The sequence below is a fragment of the Acinetobacter sp. RIT698 genome, assembly GCF_009668065.1.
In the GTDB taxonomy this organism is placed as follows: Bacteria; Pseudomonadota; Gammaproteobacteria; order Pseudomonadales; family Moraxellaceae; genus Acinetobacter; species Acinetobacter guillouiae.
Genome location: NZ_WJYH01000062.1, coordinates 1 through 21571 on the forward strand (window position 1 = coordinate 1; position 21571 = coordinate 21571).

Below are 21571 nucleotides of genomic sequence, written 5' to 3' on the forward strand. Positions count from 1 at the left end.
TAAATTCCACTTGCTAAATATAATTTTTCGCATAATTATAACGAAGCGCTGCTTAATAAACGCACAATGTGATGTAAGTGTAAAAATAAACATTCATTATGCTTGTGGCTGGTGCTCCATTAATTAGAGTTGGCAAATTGAATTTGTTGGTACTGAAGTCATAAAAATTATTATATGCAAGGATGAATCAAATGAAATTAAATTTACTCTCAATAATGTTGGTTGGATCCCCTCTATTTTTAACTGCCTGTGGTGGAGATGACCATGGCGATAATTTATCCATGAATTCAAATACAGATATAAACCAGATCCAAAATCCAGTGGTGATTACACCAATACCATATGATATTAAAGATAATACTTTTCCACTGAATGTAGTTGAGACAGTAGTAATAACGTCTAAAATGAAAGACGTCACTAGAAAAGAAAGGCAAGCAATAATGTTATTGAACTCCGAAAGTGCACCGTTAACTGAAGATTGGCCGATAGGTTTAGGTGCATGGTGTCATGAAGATTGTTGATAATTGTGCGCCGAGTACAGAGGAATTAGTTACGACTTCGGTTATCCGAATGAGCCTGTAAACAGTACAATATTTAAGTCACCAACAGATAAAACTGCTGAGCAAGCAGAAAAGCTTTGTCTTTTTGATTTGGGTTTTTAATTTATGTTGGGATCGATATCACAATATTCGGCTGCAAATGAATTGAGCTTAAAAGGTTATTCTTCGCGTAAACAAGAAGGCTTTAAAAATAATCCAATCGTAAAGCAATTTCTGGCAAAGGATTCACAACCACTACAAACGCAAGTAAAAACCCCGATTATTATTTATCAAGGGGGAGCGGATACTAACAGGCAATTGCTAGAAAAATGATTATTTGATCTTACTATTTATACTTCGCATGATTCTTCAATGTTTTCTATAGAGGATGACCGTTATTGTTGCGATAAGACATAAGTTGGAAATAAAATGAGAGTCAAAATAAGCTGTAGCTTGGGAAAAGATTTTATTAATAATTATATATTTGATTTTAAACATAAAAAATTTAGTTTTTGAAAAATTTAAATTTTGATATTGGCATCATAAGGCTAAAAAAATGCTGTTGCTTTGCTTTCTATTTTGAAAGAAGACGCACATTTTAATTTATTGAATAATGTTTAAAAAATAATAAGAAAAAAACTTGTATAACAGATTTTTTTGACGTATTTATGAAAGAATTATACGCGCTCAGCCGTATATATAACTTTAAAAAAATTGTGCTTTAAGGAATAAGTCACATGAAAAAAAATGCATTATCAATTTTAATTCTAAGTTCAGGTTTGGTTTTATCCGCATGTAATAACGGTGGTAGTGGGGGAAATTCTTATGAATCACCTTCAAATACGGATCTAAACACTATTGCAAACCCTGTTGTTGGCACACCTATAGCATATACCAAGACAGATTTTTCTGCGGTGGCGGCAGATAGTGTAGTGATGACCTATAAAATGAAAGGGGTGAAGGGAACTGAAGTACAAGCAACCTCATTGGTATTTACTCCTAAAACTGCACCACCAGCTTCAGGTTGGCCTATCGTAGTTTGGGCGCATGGTACAACAGGTGTCGCTGATGTATGTGCACCAAGCCGTAATGCGACGAATGATGATATTAAAAAAATGATTTCTAAATTCCTTGCGGAAGGCTATGTGGTTGTTGCACCAGACTATGAAGGTTTAGGCGAGCCGAGTGGAACTGAACTCCATCCATTCTTAAATGTAAAAAGTGAAGGTTACTCGATTACAGATGCTGTGGTTGCAACCCGTAATTGGTTAGGTAACAAAGCATCGAAACAATGGGTGACTGTTGGACACTCGCAAGGTGGTCAAGCTGCTTTAGGTGCTGCACAATATGCTGATCGTGCTAATTTAGATTATAAAGGTACCGTTGCTGTCGCGCCTGCTTCACAATTGAGTTTAATTTTAAATGCGGGGCAATTATCAGTTGCAAATGCACCACCAACACAACAAATTCCAGTCTATGCATCATTGGATACATTTACCGCTCTGATCGCGGCAGGCTTACGTAATGCAAACCCAACTTTAGATTATAGTCAGGTGTTTAAAGTACCAACAGATGCGATTGCAAAGAATGCCGAATCTGTTTGTTACACTGGTCTTGGCCTGCAATTTGGTGGAGCAATGGCACAGTATGTGGCTGTGAATGGATCATTGAAAAACTATCCAAGAACAACTGATACCTTTATGTCTTTGCCAGCCGTTAAAACTTTCTTAGAGAAAGATTCGCAACCTCTACAAGTTCAAGTTAAAACACCTATCATCATCTATCAAGGTGGCGCTGATACCACTGTACCGAAAGCAGCAACAGATACCTTATATGGTACGGCGAAAGCACTGGCGACGCAGGTGCATTACATTACCGAACCAACTTGGGATCATGGTAAAGCCTATTCTGAAAATATCGACAATATTGTAGCTGATGTAAAAGGAATGTTTGCAGCACAATAACTATTTTAAATTGTAGATTTGAGCAAATGGCTTATGTTTTCAACATGAGTCATTTTTATTTAAAACGGAGCAAACTTGATTCTGTTTAATTACAAACTTCATGCTACAATACGCGCAATCTTAGCACGGCTTAAAAGCCCTAATTCATAGGACCTCGCTAATGTTCGCCAATATCTCTATTTCTGAATTTGATCCAGAAATTGCTCAAGCAATCACTCAAGAAGATGCCCGTCAAGAAGCTCATATTGAGTTAATCGCATCTGAAAACTATTGCTCACCAGCTGTTATGGAAGCACAAGGGTCAAAACTCACTAACAAATATGCGGAAGGTTACCCTGGCAAGCGCTATTATGGCGGTTGTGAATATGTTGATGTGATCGAACAATTGGCGATCGATCGTGCTAAAGCATTATTTGGTGCTGACTATGCAAATGTTCAGCCACATGCAGGTTCTCAAGCAAATTCAGCAGTTTATCTTGCTTTACTCAACCCAGGCGATACTGTTTTAGGTATGAGCTTGGCACATGGTGGGCATTTGACCCATGGTGCTAAAGTCAACTTCTCTGGTAAATCATATAATGCTGTTCAATATGGTTTAAACGTAGAAACTGGTGAAATTGATTACGAAGAAGTTGAGCGTTTAGCTATAGAGCATAAACCACGTATGATCGTTGCAGGTTTCTCTGCATATAGCCAAATTGTAGATTGGCAACGTTTCCGTGAAATTGCGGATAAAGTTGGTGCTTATTTATTTGTAGATATGGCTCACGTTGCTGGTCTAGTTGCCGCAGGTGTATACCCAAGCCCAGTTCAAATCGCTGATGTAACAACCACGACTACGCACAAAACTTTGCGTGGTCCACGTTCTGGTTTAATCCTTGCAAAAGCAAACGAAGAAATTGAGAAAAAGCTTCAATCTGCTGTATTCCCAGGTAACCAAGGTGGTCCATTGGTTCATGCTATAGCAGCAAAAGCAATTTGCTTTAAAGAAGCAATGATGCCTGAATACAAAGAATATCAAAAACAAGTGGTGGTAAATGCTAAAGCGATGGCTGAAGTGTTGATTTCACGTGGTTATGATGTTGTATCTGGTGGTACAGAAAACCATTTATTCTTGTTGTCTTTAATTAAGCAAGATGTAACAGGTAAAGATGCTGATGCTTGGTTAGGCGCTGCTCATATTACTGTAAACAAAAATGCTGTACCAAATGATCCACGTTCTCCATTTGTTACTTCAGGTATCCGTATCGGTACGCCAGCAGTAACAACACGTGGTTTTGGTGAAGCTGAAGTTCGCGACTTGGCAGGTTGGATTGCGGATATCCTCGATGCAAAAGGTGATGAAGCTGTTATCAATGCGGTGAAAGCGAAAGTTGAAACAGTCTGTGCAAAATTCCCCGTTTATGCTAAATAAGCATTAACTTGAGAAGGCCTCCTCTCAAGGGGGCTTTTTTTATGGTTGTTGAATAAGTTGAAAAGCTTAAACACCGAAGTAAATATCTGTTATAAAAGAAGTAGATTATGGGAGTTTATTGATACTTCGTTTCACGTTTCCGACATATAGGTTACATGCTGTAATTTTCGGCTTGTGGCTTAATTCATTTATGAAATGTCAACAGACCTATTATAAACATCGCTGCTATACCCAAATGATGTGAAAGATCGAAGGAATTAGGCACATGGCTAGTAAACCAAATATTATTATTTCAGAACAAGATTTACATCGCTTAGAAACGATGTTGGAACATCAGCCGAAATTGACTGTGACGATGCAACATTTAGAAGAGGAATTGGCACGAGCAGATGTGGTTGCGCCTCAAGATATGCCGCCCAATGTGGTGACCATGAATGCAAAGGTTTTAATCACCATAGCACCCTCAACGGAAGCAACAGAAATTACCTTGGTCTATCCGCATGATTTTCGTGGTGAGGCAGGGCAGGTCAATGTGGTTGCACCTGTAGGTACTGCAATTCTTGGCTTGGCTGAAGGACAGGAAATTGAATGGCCACAGCCTGATGGTCATTTGATGAAAGTTAAAATTGAAAAAATATTGTATCAGCCTGAAAGAGAAGGCGATTATCTCTAATAAAAATTTAAGAGATAAAATTTACCTGTTTAAATAAAGCCCAGTCATGACTGGGCTAAATTTTATATAAAAAACAAAAGTTAAAAACCTGAAGTTCTTCCTTTGCTTGGATACTTAAATTGGTGTTGAATATCTAATTTATAAATCTGTTTTGGATTTAAATCGATTTGCCATTGGTTGATATTGGGTTGTCCATTCCATTGTGTTGCAGTCGGTGGGATATTATAGGTCGATTGAGTGCTGAGTTTACCGTTCTGGCTTTGTGGTTCAGGTTCAAAAATCGTGACTTGAATTGGGTAGCTATGTAAGTTTTGCACTGAATATTGCTGTTTTCGGATGGTTTCCGATTGAGTACCTTTGACTGGATTTTTCTTGTCGGTTAAATCAGTCACTTTAACTTGAATTTGATCATCTGTACCAAAGCTCATTTGAAGTGCTTCATCTGCGCTATTGCTCCAAGCTCTTTGCCCAATATAGTCGCCATCACGATATAGTTTTACAGTCCCAGAAGGCCAATTTTGATCAAGTTTTGAAATTTCAGCATTAATTGTGGCTTGAGTGCTTTGTTTCGGGATCGCCCAAACTGAAAGTTTCGCTGCGTATTGTTCAGTGCTTAAAGGTAAATAGATTTGTTGTTGACTGCTGGGAATAGATGCTTTGGTCTCTGAACGGAATTCAGTACTAAAATTTAAATCAGCTGCTTGAAACTGTGGGAATTGCGGGGGTGCTTTTTTGACTGCGGCTGTCGACTTTCTATCATAACTCATTTCAGCCATCGCAATAGGTGCTGGTGCAACTGGATAAATTGGACGTACAGGTTCTGGTTCGTAATAGTTGACCCACCATTGTTGTGGTTGAACTTGTTGAACGTAGTTTTGTGGTGTTGCTGTGGACAATGCCAATTTAACATTGTTCCAGTCTTCCCCAGTTTTTTGTGCAATCATCGCCATACGGGTGAGTTTGATTTGCTTGGTTTGGGTGTTTAATTCAGCTTTATATATCGGTTGCCAGCGTGCATAAGGCACCATATAGCTAATTTTAATTTCACCACGTTGTGGTGCATTGACATAAAATTTAAGTGTACGTTGGTTAAACTCGCTGTCGCCAATGGCATTTAAGTCTTGCTCAAGCTCTTGTAAACGTTGTTGTAACTTTTCTTTTTCTGTCTTGGCTTGATCAATGGCAATAAAGGCCTCATAGGCTTGTTTACGTACTTTTGGCGCAGAGCCTTTAATGACATTTTCTAAAAACTTATTTTGTAATTCAGCCGCTTGAATAATTGAGTTTTGTTCAGAAATTTTCTTTTTAATATCCTCTATATTATTGCGCAATTGAGAAGACTCATTTCCAGCAGGTTTATCCAGTGCGCTATCTGTATGCGAAACCGCATTGACTTCAATATTGCTACTTTGATATTGCAGTTGATCGATATTGAAGTTAGCCGCAAGACCATTCAGGGTAACGAGTTGTTCTCCTGCTTGTACAGGGATGGTTCGTTCAATTTTTGCCAGTGTAGGATACAGTGTGACTTGTTGAATCGGTGAATTGGATAAGTTAAGTGCAAAGCTATATGTTGAAGGAATGCATAAAATGCTGAGTTGTAGTGCTGTTTTTATATTCATTATGCGAGGCCCTAAAATACCTGAGATCAGTGTTAATATTTAAAATGTAGCAGAAAGTGATACAAATCAAAATAGTGATTAAAAGAGAAAACCAGTTGCTGCGAAGTTGATGAAATAAAGTTATCTTAATTTTCACTTGAATCTCTCGTTTCCCTGTTTTTATTTTTGATGGATTGTTCATTCAATTTTAGGATTCAGACGATCAATTTAAACAAAACAAAAAATTTCAGTTACACTAAGTCATCCAAAATTTGAAGGGCTGAACATTGAAACAATCATGCACAATACGGGATAAGACGTTTCCTCCTGAATTAAAAACATGGTTGTATGCACAAGGTTCGTTGACTCAGCAGTTGACTGATGTCGCGGGTGGTGTTTTTAAAGTTCAACCGATTCAAGAGCATTATCAAAGAATGAGTGTGCTGGATAGTCAATGGATGCTAATGCCACAGCAACATACCTCATGGGTACGTGAAAGTTACTTATTTGGTTGCGATGCACAGCCATGGGTAAAAGCAAAAAGTATTTTTCCCATTCTCAGTATCCATGGCAAAGCACGTTTGTTTAAGCATATTCGAACCAGGCCGATCGGAAAATTTTTATTTCAACGTACCAATCCGTTGTGTGAACGGCGTGTTTTAAAATTAGCAGAAGGTTGGACACGTCAAAGTTGTTATACTTGGCATGGTTGTAAATTTATTGTTCAAGAAACTTTTTTACCTGCCTTTGAGCAATTTTTGCAACAACAGCATATTTCAAAATAGAGTATTGAAGGACTGTCATGTCGATCGCGCAACACACCACTTGGCAACAACGGTTAGAAGCTTATTATTATCTGTGTCGTTTTGATAAACCAGTTGGGACAGAATTGGTTTTATGGCCGACCATGTGGGCATTATGGATTGCTGCAGAAGGTATCCCCGATATTGTGACACTGGTTGCAATGGTCTTAGGGACAATTTTTATGCGCGCAGCCGGTTGTGCGATCAATGATTTTGCTGATCGTAAAGTTGATGCACATGTGGAACGAACTAAAAATCGTCCACTGGCTACTGGGGTGATCTCAGCCAAAGAAGCAGTCTGGGTGTTTGTGGGTTTGGTGGCTGCCAGTGCGTGTACTTTATTTTTCTTACCGATCGCAACTTTTTACTGTGCGCTTGCAGGTTTAGTCCTCGCCTTTATTTATCCCTTTATGAAGCGTTATACCCATTTACCACAAGTGGTCTTAGGGATGGCATTTTCTTGGGGTATTCCGATGTCGTTTACCGCAATGGGAAAACCTTTAGACTGGACCTGTTGGTTGCTTTATTTTGGCAATTTAGCATGGACGGTGGCATATGATACCCAATATGCAATTACAGATCGTGAATATGATTTAAAAATTGGCGTGAAATCAACTGCTATTCTTTTTGGAAAATACGATATTCAGATTATCTCTTTATTGCAATTGACCAGTGTATTGTTGATTGGTACAGCATTGTATTTAGAAAATATATTGATTCCATTTGGCTTGATTGCATTGTTATTGGTTGTTGCTGATTTTATTTACCAATGGTCTAAAACCAAAGCGCGAGATCCACAATTATGCTTTTGGGCATTTAGACATAACCGTTGGGTCGGTTTAATTATCTTTGTTGGTATTTTTATTGCATTATTTTGAATTTAAATTATTAAAATAAACCAATTTTGAAATTTCATCTGTATTTATAATAATACGAAATATTGATGAAATTTCACTAGATAAAGAAAAATAATAATTTATAAATGTGAGATATTCCTCTGTTTTATTAAAAAATATTGTAGCAAGACGCATTTATTTGTGCTTAATTAAGGGTGAACACGGAGCTGTTCAAACAATAAAAAAATTGAGGAATTTGTAATGAAAGCAATATTTAAACAAACCCTATTAGCAATAACTTGCGGTTCAGCATTATTCTTAACTGCATGTAATGATGATGATAACAAGGATAACTGGGGTTCAAATAAAGATTATGTGTCTGAGAGTGCCTATAATTTAGGTCGCATGCCTGAGGCTGAATCAATCAAAGTCATGACCTATAATATGCCCTATGTACTCGGTGGAACTAAGAAAGCTACAGCAATGGTTTTTGTTCCAAAAACCAAGAGACCTACTGATGGTTGGAAGGTAGTGGTTTGGGAGCATGGTACTGTAGGTGTGGGTGATAGTTGCGCACCGAGTAGAAATGAAATTAATGATCGATTTATAGGAATGGCACAGAGTCTATTAAAAGAAGGTTATGTGATTCTCGCACCTGATTATGAAGGCTTGGGCACGCCAGGTATGCACCCATATTTAAATCTAAAGAGCGAAGCAAACTCAGCAATTTATGCAGTGAAAGCATATAAAGAGCGTTATGGTAATCAAATCAATGGTCAATGGATGTCAGTCGGGCAATCTCAGGGCGGACAAGCGTCTTTAGGTACGGCAGAGTTTTCCAATAGTGATGCCAACTATAAAGGTGCTGTGGCAGGCGCACCAGCCTCAAGTTTGGGGGATATCATTGCTGATGTTGCACCGAAAGCGATTCAAAAGCTACTTAAAGATGGAAAGGTGGATGCCGCAACTGATGTATCTGCTACATTATTGACCTATACGTCTTTTGCCGCAGTCGGTGTGACCGCTTATGAGCCTAAGTTTAACTATCGAGATGTGTTTAAAGAGCGTTCAAAAAGTATTGTTGCAGAGGCTGAAGGTTCAACAGGGGAGAACGGTTTATGCTTTACCGATTTAAAAACTAAATTTGTTGGTGATATTAAAAGTTATATTAATGATAATCCAGGAAAAACTGTTTTAGATTATCCAGGATTAATCGATAATTTCAAAGAGAACCCGACCTTGAAAAAATTCTTGGCAGATAATCAACCTGCAACGAAAAGAATTAATACGCCTGTGATGATTATTCAGGGGACTGAAGATACCTCTGTGCCTTATACAGTCACAGATAAATTACAAAAAGACTTAAAAGCAATGGGAACAGATGTCACATTCTTAGCTGTGGAAGGTGCGAATCATACTGGAGCGATTATAGCGAAGAATACTGAACTGGTTGAGTTTATTAAAAAACATATGCCAACTACGAAATAAGTGTTTTTAGAAAATCATCAAATCACTTGGTTTTATCTATAGTTAAAATTGTCAGTGACCTTTTATAAAAAGCAGAGTTTCCATTGAAGCTCTGCTTTTTTGTATTTATATATGTTCATTTATACACTTTTATAGAAGATTTGATTGGCTTTTGATCAAGGCTATTTATAAAGCATGATCGTTATTTATCTCAACTGGCATTCGAGATCACATTTTTTGAGCTATTTCTATGATTCACAATGATGTATTTCTGCGTAATTCGTGGAATGGTTGAATGACTGGTGCTGGCGTTTCTATTGTATGAATTTGGTTTAAGCGAATTTAAATTAAAGATAAGCATTTGTATCTATATATTATTTTACTATTTGGTTAAAAGTATCCTAGCAAGATACATTTTTTTATGTTTAATTAGTAGCTTGAACACGGAGTTGTTCAAACAATAAAAACTGAGGACTTAGTAATGAAAGCATTATTTAAACGGACATTATTGGCAATGACCTGTGGTTCAGTATTATTTTTAACTGCATGTAATGATGACGATAATAACTGGAATAACTGGGGTTCAAATAAGAATTATGTATCTGAAAATACATATAATTTAGATGTAATCAATGAGGCTACATCAGTCAAAGTCATGACTTATAATATGCCAAATGTACTTGGTGAAACCAAAAAAGCCACAGCAATGGTTTTCATCCCCAAAACAACACGACCTACTGATGGTTGGAAAGTTGTGGTTTGGGAGCATGGTACAGTCGGTGTGGGTGATAGTTGTGCGCCAAGTCGAAATAAATTTAACCCACGATTTAAAAATATGGCGCAAAGCCTATTAAATGAAGGTTATGTCATCATTGCCCCTGATTATGAAGGCTTGGGCACACCAGGTATGCATCCGTATTTAAATTTAAAGAGTGAAGCAAATTCAGCGATTTATGCAGTGAAAGCATATAAAGAGCGCTATGGTAATCAGATTAATGGTCAGTGGATGTCTGTCGGACAATCGCAGGGTGGGCATGGTTCTTTAGGAACTGCTGAGCTTTCCAATACCGACTCCAACTACAAAGGTGCTGTCGCAGGCGCACCTGCCTCAAGTTTAGGTGATATTATTTCTGTCGTTGCGCCACAAGCAATTCAAAGACTTCTTCTAGATGGGAAGGTGGCTACGGCGGTTGATGTTTATGCAGAATTATTGACATATACTGCTTATGCTACTGTGGGTATAACAGCAAGTGAGCCTAAGTTTAATTATCGAGAAGTTTTTAAAGAGCGTTCAAGAGATATTGCTGCAGAGGCTGAAGGTTCAACAGGTGAAAATGGCTTATGTTTCGATGACTTACATAAGAAATTTTCCGATGATATTCGTGATTATATTGTTAAAAATCCTAGCAAAACCGTTTTAGACTATCCTGCATTGGTTGATACTTTCCAACAAAATCCGACGGTAAAAAAATTCTTAGCTGAGAACCAACCTGCAACCAAGAGAATTAATAGCCCAGTAATGATTATTCAGGGTAAATTAGATATGGCAGTACCTTATCAAGTGACTGAAAAATTACAGCAAGATTTAAAAAATATGGGTACAGATGTGACGTTCTTACTTGTAGATGAAGCTAACCATATTGAAGCGATTGTTGAAAAAAATCCTGAATTGGTTGCCTTTATTAAACAGCATATGCCAACCACAAAATAATGGTTTTAAGAAAAGCATGCAGTCATTTGCTTTTCTTGGCGGTTAAATAGAGCGTCGTAAGTAAAAAAGCAGAGTTTTTATTAAAGCTCTGCTTTTTTTATCTCAATGTATGGCCGTTTGTACATTTTTGACCGAAGATCGAACAGATTTTTTACCAAATGAAAGGTGATTAAAGAAAATATTGAGTAATACTGCTGCTATACATGTCGCACTTATTCCTGAATGAAATAAAGTTTGGAATACTTTGGGAAATGCATGAAAGAAATCAGGGCTGATTAAAGGAATTAAGCCGACACAGATCGACACAGCAACAATGATAAGATTGGATTGGGTTTGATAATCCACTTTAGATAATGTACGAATACCGCTTGCTGCAACGCTACCAAATAAAACAATACCTGCGCCACCTAAAACAGGCATCGGAATCGCAGCAATTAAGCGTCCGAAAATCGGTAATAAACCCAGTACAACTAAAATAGCACCACCCGTTGCTACGACAAAACGACTTTTAACACCTGAAATGGCAACCAGCCCCACGTTTTGGACAAAAGCACATTGCATAAATGAACCAAATAATGGCGCAATCGCAGAAGATAGCATGTCTGCTCTTAAACCATCTGCCAAACGATGACTATCCATTTTTGTATCAACAATTTCACCAATCGCTAATAGGCTGGCTGTTGTTTCAGTAAGGATTACGATGGTCACGATACACATGGTTAAGATCGCGGACATTTCAAAGCTCGGTAGACCAAAAGCAAATAGATGTGGGAAAGCAAATAAATCACCATTGCCCACTTTTGAAAAGTCGGCAACACCAAGCAGGATGGTAAAAATTGCACCAACAATAATTGAGATGAGTACGCCTAGGCGCGCCATTGTAGCTGAACCAAAGCGACTCACCACAAGTAGTACGCCGAGGGTAAAGGCTGCAATCCCTATATTTTCTAGTGAGCCCCATTCGGGTGCTTTAGGGTTACCGCCCATAATCCAGCGGATTGCAACAGGTAAAAGTGAAATCCCGATAATGGTAATAATTGAACCCGTCACAATCAGTGGAAAGAAACGCACTATTTTTGAGAAAAAGGGAGTAATCAATATCCCGAAAATAGAACTGACTATGACAGCACCGAAGATCGTTTGGATATTTCCCCCAGTTGTACCAATCGCGATCATGCTTGCGACAGCAGCAAATGAAGTGCCTTGTACAATTGGAAGTTTTGCACCAAACCACTTTAGTCCAAGCGTTTGTAGTAATGTTGCCAAACCACCCACAAGAATAGATGCCGTAATTAATAAGGCAATTTCAGCTGCATTTAGACCAATCGCCGTACCTACGACCAAAGGTGCTGCAATCAGACCACCATACATGGTGAGTACATGCTGTAAACCAAATGTCAGGTTCTTTCCCGCACTTAAAACTTCATCTTCAGGTTGAATTTTTTTAATTTCAGTATTCATCTTAAAACCTTTATGACTTTGCCATCTCTGCATTACAAAGAGCAATTTATATGCCAAATGGTCAATAACTGTGAGAAAAGTGCTTTAAGTGAAAGCTAAAACTTATGTGTTTGAGGTTGATATTTAAATTATTTCTTTGTGCAAAGCCGATTATTTTACGGTGGATAAAGCTTAGCGTGTTTAGATTGGCGCGATTCTAAAACGAAGCACTAGGCTTCTTTCATCTGTCCTTTTTTAAAGCATAGATTAAGATAAAGCACCCTCATCCTGATCTTTTTCGAAGGGGAGGAGAAGTTTTTAATAGCAATATGATTCACGCAACATGATCATTTATTTTAGCTTTTATGCAGTTGTGTTTGATGGGTTATAGAATAGATAAAAAATTGTGCTGTACCTACAGCGAGTACACCTGAGGCAAGTATAAATTGCTGATGATAGGAAACACCCCAATGTTGCAAGCTACTAAAACAGATTCCACCAACCAATTGAGTTACAGCAAAAGCTAATGTCGCTATGCTCCATAGTTTTTTATAGGCCACATGATAAAGGTGTAAAATGGTATATGAAGTAAGGAAAACCACAGCAGGATTAAGCAAGCCTGTAAAAAAGGATGAGGTATAGGTAAGGATTGGATGGGTTGAAAAAATAGCAATAAAGATTGCCAAGACATATAGGCTATATAATATTTTTAATGCGGTAAAATTGCCAAATTTTCGTGCCAGTAAGTAAGCACTGATTGCACCTAAGGCACTGCCTGAACCATACAAAATCCAATTCAAGTTAATTAGATATAGATTAAGATGTAGGGTGTTTTTAAGATAATCAATCCAAAACAATGAGTGGGGAACATAGGCAAAAGCGCTTGAAGCATAGACAATCAGCAAACTAAAATACATACCATTGACTGCCCCCGTTTGATTGTTTGTTACGCTGATATGATCTAGATGATCTTTAAACAGATTGAGTAAATAAACAATGATCAAACAAATAACAGCAGATAATACAAATAAAATCATCCATGCAGATTGTGTGTTGATTCTGTCGAGATAAGGCAAAAACAGGGTTGCCAATAATACCCCAATGCCAATACCACTAAAGCCAATGAAGTTGATGGTTAAACGTTCTTCAGGTTTGCTGCAATGTGCAACGATACTGGGTGCTAGAATCATCAATAAGCCACCACTGATGCCAGAAATGACACGCCAAAAGACATACCAGCTTTCGGGAAGACCTGAAAAAGCACAACTGAGTAAACTCACCGTTCCAGAAAATGCCGCCAAAATGATATATCGAGGCATGGTAAAGTTTTGAGGCAGTTTCATTGCCCAAAATGCACCAATTAAATACCCCAACAAATTTGCACTGCTTAATATACTGGCAAAACTGGAGTCCCAATGATAAGCAAGACGGGTAGAGGGCAATAATGCAGTATAGGAAAATCGGAGAATGCCAATGCCTAAACACATACACAGGCATAGAAAGATACTCAGCTGAATTTTATTCGATCCGATCTTGGTCATTGTGCAGATTATCCATTTTCCGTTAATTCACCTTAAGGTGAATTTAAAAAAATGACAATAAATAATCAGTATTTAGTTTGGGAATAATCAGGGCTTATCCACATAACTTAACCAGTTGGTAAAATCGGAGTTTACTCTGCGATAAGTATGATTAATATCAAGGGCTAAGTCTGTTTAGATCATTGAACAATTATGAATTAAACGTGATTTAGAACAGATTGGCCCATCGACAAGCAAATTTCGTAAGGATTAAGCCTATAGATTGGCATCTACAGGGTCTCCGATCGTATAGTAATGTCCACCTGCAACATGATGTAGGCTTTTCCATTCAGCGCCAACTTCATGGTAATACCAGTGACCATTGCGAAATACACGATCATCCGCATACGCAGCGACGACTTTGCCTATAAATAAATCATGGCTTTGTTGATTATGCGGTTCAGGAATCAGTTCACAGATCAACCATGCCGCGCAGCCTTCAACCGCAGGGAGCTGAAATCCCTCAAATTGGAAAAGTGGCGTATGGCAGTGTGAGAGTTTTTCAGGATCATTAAACTGACTGATTGAGCCTAATTGTTGTACCAGCTTAAGTTGTTTGAGTGTCGGTACTTGTAGGATGAAATGACCTGACTTTTCAACTAGTTCACGAGTTTTTGTACTTTTGTCTAAAACCACACTCACTTTGGCAGGCACAAGTTCTAATGCACAAGCCCAAGCTGCTGCCATGACATTTTTTTCGTTTTCATACTGGGCTGAGACAAGCACGGTTGGACCGTGATTTAACAGGCGATAAGCCTTAGAAAGTTCAACAGTTTGGATATGTGAATTCATGAGATGGCCTATATTCTGGGTGTTAGTCTTTATTTGTATAAGCTTATACAAAAAATTCATGAGCGCGCTAAGGTGATGTTTTTATTATTAATAGTGCATGTTGCGAAAACAACACTTAAATATCAAAAAATGCTAAAGACTATTGGATATTTCACAATAAGCTTATAATAAAACGATCAAAACTATTGGAACTCGAATGAACTATACGCTCATTTTGAATATTGTCATATTCATTGCCTTGATCATACTGCTGATGCAAACCAGAAAGACAGATTGGAGTCTGGCTCAAAAAGTGTTTGCCGGTTTATGTTTAGGTGTGGTATTTGGGCTAGGATTACATTGGGTTTATGGTACAAATTCTGAAATTTTAACCGAGTCTATTCAATGGTTTAATATCGTTGGAAATGGTTATGTTAAGCTTTTGCAAATGGTAGTGATGCCATTAGTGCTGGTCTCGATCCTGAGTGCTGTGATTAAGTTACATAATGCATCCTCATTAGGCAAGATTAGTATTTTTAGTATTGGTACATTATTAATCACCACGTTTATTGCCGCTTTGGTTGGCGTGTTTGTGGTCAATCTATTTGGATTAAGTGCTGCTGGTCTTGTACAGGGGACACAGGAAACAGCACGTCTTGAAGCAATTCAATCTGAATATATTGGTAAAGTCACAGACTTAAATGTACCTGATTTTATTTTATCTTTTTTGCCGACAAATCCATTTGCTGAACTCACTGGGGCACATCCAACCTCAATCATTAGTGTGGTGATCTTTGCTACGATGCTCGGTTTGGCAGGGCTTAACCTGATCAGAGATGATGCCGAAAAAGGCCAACGTATCGTCACTGCAATTGATACTTTGCAAGCGTGGGTGATGAAGTTAGTTCGATTGGTGATGACGCTTACACCTTATGGTGTATTTGCCTTGATTACGAAAGTTGTGGCAAGTTCTAAAGCCGCTGACATTGTTAATCTCGGTGGTTTCTTGGTTGCTTCTTATCTGGGTTTAGCCATCATGTTTGCGGTACATGCAATTGTATTACTGCTGACAGGTGTTAACCCAATCCGATTCTTTAAAAAGGTTTTACCTGTATTGACCTTTGCTTTTACCAGCCGTTCGAGTGCGGCAAGTATTCCATTAAATATTGAAGCACAAACTCGCCGTTTGGGTGTGCCTGAGTCTATTGCCAGTTTTTCTGCTTCATTTGGTACAACGATTGGACAAAATGGTTGTGCGGGTTTATATCCTGCGATGCTTGCGGTGATGGTTGCCCCAACAGTGGGGATTAATCCACTTGATCCGATCTGGATTTTAACTTTAGCTTGTGTGGTGACTTTAAGTTCAATTGGGGTTGCAGGTGTCGGTGGTGGTGCAACCTTTGCTGCACTGATTGTTTTACCGATTATGGGTTTACCTGTGACTTTGGTAGCTTTACTGATTTCTATTGAGCCTTTGATTGATATGGGGCGTACCGCGTTAAATGTTGATGGTTCGATGACTGCAGGTGTTGTGACCAGTCAATTGATGGGGCAGACAGATCAAAGCATCTTGCTTTCAGATGAGAGAGAAGAGTTAAAACATAGTTAACCCTTTTTTCTATATTATTTAAATGCCATAAAAAACACCTAAATTACATTTAGGTGTTTTTTTTCAACTAAAGTTTATCAAACATACTCTGATTCATTAAACGCATATTAATTAAAACAAGGCAAAGTATTCACGACTATAAATAGCAGTTTATCACGATCACATTTCTGATAAATATGATGGCCTGCTGGCGCTAAAATGTTCTACTTTGCTGCTTGGTTGCACTCAGCCAATTCTTTTGAATTTTTTGTCCAAATTTTTCCAGCAGAATTTTTATAGAAGGTGATTTTCCCAATTCGGGAGACCAAACTTTGACATGAGTCTATTGAAAGTTGATTGCCCCAAGGACCAGACATCCGACATACAGTACCATCGCATTTCCAAACCACATTAGGGCCATTCTCTATCGGTACGGTCACTGTCCCTTTATGTGTGCTTCCAGCAATCCAAATGGTATCGGCTGCAAAAGTCAGTGGAGAACATAGGATTAGGCTACTTATAACGACGCTTTGGAGTTTTATGCTTATTTTCATCGTGCTTATTCCATAATTATTGATCTAGGAAAGGTTATAAACTTCAAATGAATCTATAAAACAGTTGTATTTTAAATGGTCAATACGATCAAGCTAGAGTTTTAACTGTAACCATTTTAAAACATAGACTGTATCTGTAATCATTTTTAGTATCACTTAGAATAGATTAAAATGAGGAGTTTTGACAATGAAAATGTACCAAGTTGATGCTTTTACACAACAATTGTTTAAGGGCAATCCTGCTGCTGTATTGGTCTTAGATGACTGGCTGGATGATGCTTTGATGCAAAATATTGCCTTAGAAAATAATTTGGCAGAAACTGCTTTTGTAAAACGCATTGATGATGAAAATTATCAAATTCGCTGGTTTACCCCACAGGTTGAAGTCGATTTTTGTGGACATGCAACCTTAGCTTCAGCTTTCGTTTTATTTAAAGATTATACCCAAGCGAAGACGATTCATTTTCATGTTAAAGATTTGGGTATTTTTATCATCCAGCAAGCTGAGGATGGAAAGATCCAGATGAATTTCCCGATTCGTCAGCCGCAAAAAGTGATCGATTATCCAGAATTATTGAATCATGTCATTGATCAGCCTTTTAAAGAAGTCTACCTCAATGCGCAAGCTTATATTCTAGTTTGTGAATCTGCACAAGACGTGATAAATGCAACACCAAACTTACCCAATATCCGAAAAATTGCAGAACAATATCATGTGAGTACCGCATTAACTGCGGAGTCTGCAGGCTATGATGTGACCATTACCGCAGCTTCAAACGATTATGATTATGTGGCTCGCTATTTTGCCCCGCATAAAGGGATAGATGAAGATCCTGTAACAGGTTCAATGCATACTGGTTTAGCGCCTTTATGGGCTGAAAAGCTGGGTAAAACACAACTTATCGGTTATCAAGCATCAGCGCGTGGTGGAAAATTGTTTTGTGATATTCAGGACAGTCAACGTATAGAAATTTCAGGCTATGCGCAGTTATTTATGCAAGCTGAGATTTTTATTTAAATTGATTTTAAGCTAGACATGTTCAAATCATTACAAAAGCCGTTGAAATAAACGGCTCTTTTTTCAAAACTTTACTATAAATTTTGTTCAGAATTTCTTAAGATGTTTAGCTTATAACTGTTTAAAATTTAAAAAATTCTGGATTCTCCTATGCTCATGCAGTTGAAAAAACTCACCTTGTCGCTTTGTATTCTTGGTTTTAGTGCGTCTAGTTTTGCTCAAGCCATCCTTGTTAAATCTGAACATAATATCGAAGAATATAAGCTAGAGAATGGCTTTAGAGTTTTACTTGCACCGAATGATAAAGAAAGTAAAGTCTTTATGAATACGGTTTATTTGACTGGTTCATTAAATGATCCACAAGGCAAAGGTGGTCTTGCACATTTACTTGAACATTTAGCGTTTAAAGGCACACAAGATGTAAAAGGCGAAGAATTTCAACGCCGTTTAGATCAATATACGTTAATGACCAATGCCAGTACCGATTATTATTCGACTAAATATACCAATATTGTACGTCCAGACCAAAATACCTTAAACGAAGTGATTTATTTAGAGTCACAACGTATGGACAAATTGGTGCTTCAAGAACAATTCGTTCCTTCAGAAATCAATATTGTGATGCGTGAACGCGAAGTGCGTATGGATCAGCCTTTTGCTGTGCTGATGGATCAAATGTGGAAAGCAGCCTACGGCAACAAGTCATTAGGTCGTTTACCGATCGGTGATCTTGCTGATCTACAGTCAATTAAAATGAATGAATTGAACAAATTCTATAAAGACTGGTATGCACCGAATAATGCGGTGATGGTGATTGCAGGTAAATTTGATAAAGCAGAAGTTTTAAAAGCGATTGATAAAAACTTTAGTGCAATTGCTGCACGTAAGATTCCTCAACAAGCAACAGTGCCTTTACTTGATTCTTCAACCATAAAAAATCGTAATTTTGTGGTGAAAAAGGGCAGTGATCTTGCCAAATTCAATATTTATATGAATGGTAAGAATGAAAAAATTCAGCCGGTATTAGCACTTGCGCCATATTTATATACCTTACAACCGAGTGGTCATCTATATTCCAGCATGGTAGAAACTGGCGTCGCGACCAATGTCCAGTCAACAACATGGTTAGATGATGATTTTAACTTGGTATTTATGGGAGCAATATATGCGCCAAACCATGATGCCCAAAAAATTGACAGTGCGTTAATTGCCGGTGTAGAAAAAAATAAAAGTTTTGATGATGTTGAATTAAAACGAGTTAAAAATCTGATCCAGAATGCCAATGAAAGTTTATTGACAAGTGCCGCTGCTGTCGGTGGTATGTTGAGTGATTATGTGGTGTCATCGCATGGCAATTGGGCACAATATTTTAAAGATCAACAGGCCATTCAAAAGTTAAGCGTAGCTGAAACTAATGCAACTTTAAAAGCATTTTTAACTGAGCAGCACCGTTTTAATGGTGATATTCAACCGACACCTGAAGATCAGAAAAAGGCCTTGGAGCAAAAGCAAGCTGCTGAAAAACCAAAAACTTTAGATCAACAAGCTGCTGCAGTAGAACCGTTAAAAGATGTCAGTGTTTATCAAGCTGAAGTTGCTCAATATGTTGAAAAATCGAAACAATATTTAACTGCAACAGAGAAAAAGATTCAACGTGGCACTTTAAAAAATGGAATGAAGTATGCTTTATTCCCAACCTCGACACGTGATGATAAAACCTATGCAACCATTGAGGTCAATTTTGGTACAGCTGAATCTTTAATGAATAAGGCACAAATCCTCGATTTTACGGCTTATTTATTATTACGTGCTTCTGAGCAATATAGTTTACAGAACATTGCAGATAAAACTATTGAAGCAAGTGGTGGAGCAACTGCGACTGCATCGGATAACGGGATTACCATTCAAATTTCAGCGAAAAAAGAAAAATTTGAAGAGTTCTTTAAATATATCGTGTCGGTGATGAAGAGCCCTAAATTTGAACAATCGCAATTTGATTTAATTAAATTACAAAGCTTATCTAGTTTGGATCGACCATATACTGAGCCTGAAACAGTATCCTCTTTAACCATTGCACGCTTACTTGAAACCTATCAGCCGGGTGATTTACGTTATCATTTTGAACCAGAACTGGCTAAACAACAGATTCAAGCAGCAACCAACCAACAAGTTGTCGATTTATATAAAACATACTTTGCAATGGACCATGCCTTTATTTCTATCACTGGGCAATATGATGCAAAACCGATCAAGAAGTTACTTGAGCAACAATTTGGAAATTGGTCAGCTAAACAACCTTATCAGCGTCTATCAACAGAATTTACCACGTATAAAGCGCAGAAAGTGCATGCCCTTTCAGAACAACGTGAGTTTGGCAGTTATCAAGCTTTGCAGACCTTGCCTGTAGGTGTGGACAATAAAGATGCCGCAGCACTGATTGTCTTTAGTTATATTTTGGGTGACTCGCAATTGTCTTCTCGTTTAGGACAAGAGCTTCGTGAAAAAAATGCGTTGGTTTATGGCTTTGGTAGTCAATTAAACTTGGACTCTTTTAATGAAGCAGGTGCATTGTCGATCGAAGCCAATTACACAGCAGGGAAATCTGCTGAAGTATCGCAAGTGGTGCGTAAAGTGCTGAATGACTTATTAGCGACTGGAGTAACCAGTCAGGAGTTGGAAGCGGCTAAAGCCAATATCATGAAGCAACGTGTGACGTCTTTAGAAGATGAGCGTGTGATTCATCGTATGTTAAACAGCCAGCTTGAACGCAATAAGAAAATGGATAGTCGTGCTTTAAGAGATCAAGAGTTTGCTCAATTGACCAAAGCAGATGTGGATGCTGTGATTAAGAAGTATATTAAACCTGATCAATTGGTTGAAGTGATGGCTGACCAATATGGTCAAGCTCAGAAAAATCTAAATTGATGATTTAAATTATTGAATCACTCAAGGAAAGCCATACATTTGTATGGCTTTTTGTTTTATAACGATACAAGATCAATGAAAATGAGCCATGGTAATGCCAATGCTTGGAAATTTACTGAGTATCTCGGAACAACAATTAGAACAGTTTATTCCTAGTCCTGACTTAATGAAGCCGATATCTATGCTGATCAAGCACATGATCAATCGAGAGCTTTGGATATAGATTATGATTCAGATATTCCACATGTACGCGATTGGGAAAGAAGTGCTACAGGTAAGCCTATTAGAGGTACTGGAAGACCTTATGACCCTGATAAAGATAAATATGTTAGGTGAAATTAGGTTTATTTATGAGTTTAAATAATTTATTAAAAATAATTCATGATGGAGTAGTTGAAGGGGTATTCTTTGATAATAAAGAGGATATCCTTACACTATTTGTGAGAATAGATTGTGAGGTTAGATATGAATTAGTATTTAAAGGAGTTCTAGAATATAGGGTATTAGATTTTGGAAAACAAAATATTATTTCTAGAGTAATTAATTATCAAAAAGATAATTTTTGTCACGATGAAATATTTGAATTATTAAAATGGGTTTCTTCAAGTTCTGATTCATCAACATATTGGTCGAATGATGAATTAAGAAAAATTGTCGAAAAAATTAAATTAAATGATTTAGCTTTAC

Annotated in this window: 19 protein-coding genes; 14 read left to right on the forward strand and 5 right to left on the reverse strand. The window is 37.6% G+C overall.

Annotated elements, in window-relative coordinates; all coding sequences use genetic code 11:
* Positions 1-191: 191 nt before the first annotated feature.
* The 5 genes from GJV03_RS19130 to rnk all read left to right on the forward strand — a co-directional run bounded on the left by GJV03_RS19130 (position 192) and on the right by rnk (position 4590).
* A complete protein-coding gene (locus GJV03_RS19130; protein WP_154130854.1) occupies positions 192-521 on the forward strand; it encodes a hypothetical protein in 330 nt (109 codons plus the stop codon).
* A gap of 144 nt (positions 522-665) precedes the next feature.
* Positions 666-872, forward strand: coding sequence for a hypothetical protein (locus GJV03_RS19135; RefSeq protein WP_154130855.1), 207 nt, complete (start codon positions 666-668; stop codon positions 870-872).
* 404 nt (positions 873-1276) lie between these two features.
* A complete protein-coding gene (locus GJV03_RS19140; RefSeq protein WP_154130856.1) occupies positions 1277-2503 on the forward strand; it encodes an alpha/beta fold hydrolase in 1227 nt (408 codons plus the stop codon).
* A gap of 160 nt (positions 2504-2663) precedes the next feature.
* The gene (gene glyA / locus GJV03_RS19145) at positions 2664-3917 is read left to right on the forward strand and encodes a serine hydroxymethyltransferase (protein WP_004721949.1); all 1254 of its coding nucleotides are present in this window, start codon (positions 2664-2666) and stop codon (positions 3915-3917) included.
* Positions 3918-4182: 265 nt separating this feature from the next.
* Positions 4183-4590 (forward strand): nucleoside diphosphate kinase regulator, encoded by a 408-nt coding sequence (rnk, locus tag GJV03_RS19150; protein ID WP_154130857.1) that lies wholly within the window; start codon positions 4183-4185, stop codon positions 4588-4590.
* Between the two features lie 80 nt (positions 4591-4670).
* On the opposite strand, the gene GJV03_RS19155 is transcribed toward rnk, so the two are convergent.
* Positions 4671-6212 (reverse strand): DUF4139 domain-containing protein, encoded by a 1542-nt coding sequence (locus tag GJV03_RS19155; RefSeq protein WP_154130858.1) that lies wholly within the window; start codon positions 6210-6212, stop codon positions 4671-4673.
* A 266-nt stretch (positions 6213-6478) separates the two neighbouring features.
* On the opposite strand from GJV03_RS19155, the gene GJV03_RS19160 reads away from it, so the two are divergent.
* The 4 genes from GJV03_RS19160 to GJV03_RS19175 all read left to right on the forward strand — a co-directional run bounded on the left by GJV03_RS19160 (position 6479) and on the right by GJV03_RS19175 (position 11008).
* A complete protein-coding gene (locus tag GJV03_RS19160) occupies positions 6479-6976 on the forward strand; it encodes a chorismate lyase (RefSeq protein ID WP_151957034.1) in 498 nt (165 codons plus the stop codon).
* 17 nt (positions 6977-6993) lie between these two features.
* Complete coding sequence (ubiA, locus tag GJV03_RS19165) at positions 6994-7872, forward strand: 4-hydroxybenzoate octaprenyltransferase (RefSeq protein ID WP_151957033.1); 879 nt, start codon at positions 6994-6996, stop codon at positions 7870-7872.
* 219 nt (positions 7873-8091) lie between these two features.
* A complete protein-coding gene (locus GJV03_RS19170; RefSeq protein ID WP_151957032.1) occupies positions 8092-9318 on the forward strand; it encodes a prolyl oligopeptidase family serine peptidase in 1227 nt (408 codons plus the stop codon).
* A gap of 460 nt (positions 9319-9778) precedes the next feature.
* Positions 9779-11008, forward strand: a complete 1230-nt coding sequence (locus GJV03_RS19175) for a lipase family protein (protein WP_154130859.1) — start codon at positions 9779-9781, stop codon at positions 11006-11008.
* A 102-nt stretch (positions 11009-11110) separates the two neighbouring features.
* On the opposite strand, the gene GJV03_RS19180 is transcribed toward GJV03_RS19175, so the two are convergent.
* The 3 genes from GJV03_RS19180 to GJV03_RS19190 all read right to left on the reverse strand — a co-directional run bounded on the left by GJV03_RS19180 (position 11111) and on the right by GJV03_RS19190 (position 14820).
* Positions 11111-12469 carry a nucleobase:cation symporter-2 family protein gene (locus tag GJV03_RS19180; protein ID WP_154130860.1) on the reverse strand — a complete coding sequence of 453 codons (1359 nt, stop codon included), beginning with the start codon at positions 12467-12469 and terminating at the stop codon, positions 11111-11113.
* A 335-nt stretch (positions 12470-12804) separates the two neighbouring features.
* Entirely contained in the window at positions 12805-13989 is a 1185-nt protein-coding gene (locus GJV03_RS19185) for a YbfB/YjiJ family MFS transporter (RefSeq protein ID WP_154130861.1), read from the reverse strand.
* Positions 13990-14244: 255 nt separating this feature from the next.
* Positions 14245-14820, reverse strand: a complete 576-nt coding sequence (locus tag GJV03_RS19190) for a flavin reductase family protein (RefSeq protein WP_105714505.1) — start codon at positions 14818-14820, stop codon at positions 14245-14247.
* A 196-nt stretch (positions 14821-15016) separates the two neighbouring features.
* Between GJV03_RS19190 and GJV03_RS19195 the strand changes: the two genes are divergently transcribed.
* The gene (locus GJV03_RS19195) at positions 15017-16408 is read left to right on the forward strand and encodes an L-cystine transporter (RefSeq protein WP_154130862.1); all 1392 of its coding nucleotides are present in this window, start codon (positions 15017-15019) and stop codon (positions 16406-16408) included.
* 203 nt (positions 16409-16611) lie between these two features.
* Here GJV03_RS19195 and GJV03_RS19200 read toward each other — a convergent pair whose 3' ends face one another.
* Positions 16612-16941: a hypothetical protein gene (locus GJV03_RS19200; RefSeq protein ID WP_151802511.1), complete on the reverse strand. Its 330-nt coding sequence runs from the start codon at positions 16939-16941 to the stop codon at positions 16612-16614.
* A gap of 187 nt (positions 16942-17128) precedes the next feature.
* Here GJV03_RS19200 and GJV03_RS19205 point away from each other — a divergent pair, with 187 nt between their 5' ends.
* The 4 genes from GJV03_RS19205 to GJV03_RS19215 all read left to right on the forward strand — a co-directional run.
* On the forward strand, positions 17129-17959 hold the full coding sequence (locus GJV03_RS19205; protein ID WP_154130863.1) for a PhzF family phenazine biosynthesis protein: 831 nt from the start codon (positions 17129-17131) through the stop codon (positions 17957-17959).
* Between the two features lie 150 nt (positions 17960-18109).
* Entirely contained in the window at positions 18110-20884 is a 2775-nt protein-coding gene (locus GJV03_RS19210; protein ID WP_154130864.1) for a pitrilysin family protein, read from the forward strand.
* 94 nt (positions 20885-20978) lie between these two features.
* Entirely contained in the window at positions 20979-21107 is a 129-nt protein-coding gene (locus GJV03_RS21910; protein ID WP_267965702.1) for a hypothetical protein, read from the forward strand.
* A gap of 127 nt (positions 21108-21234) precedes the next feature.
* On the forward strand, positions 21235-21571 hold a 337-nt coding region (locus GJV03_RS19215; RefSeq protein ID WP_154130865.1), incomplete at its 3' end, for a hypothetical protein.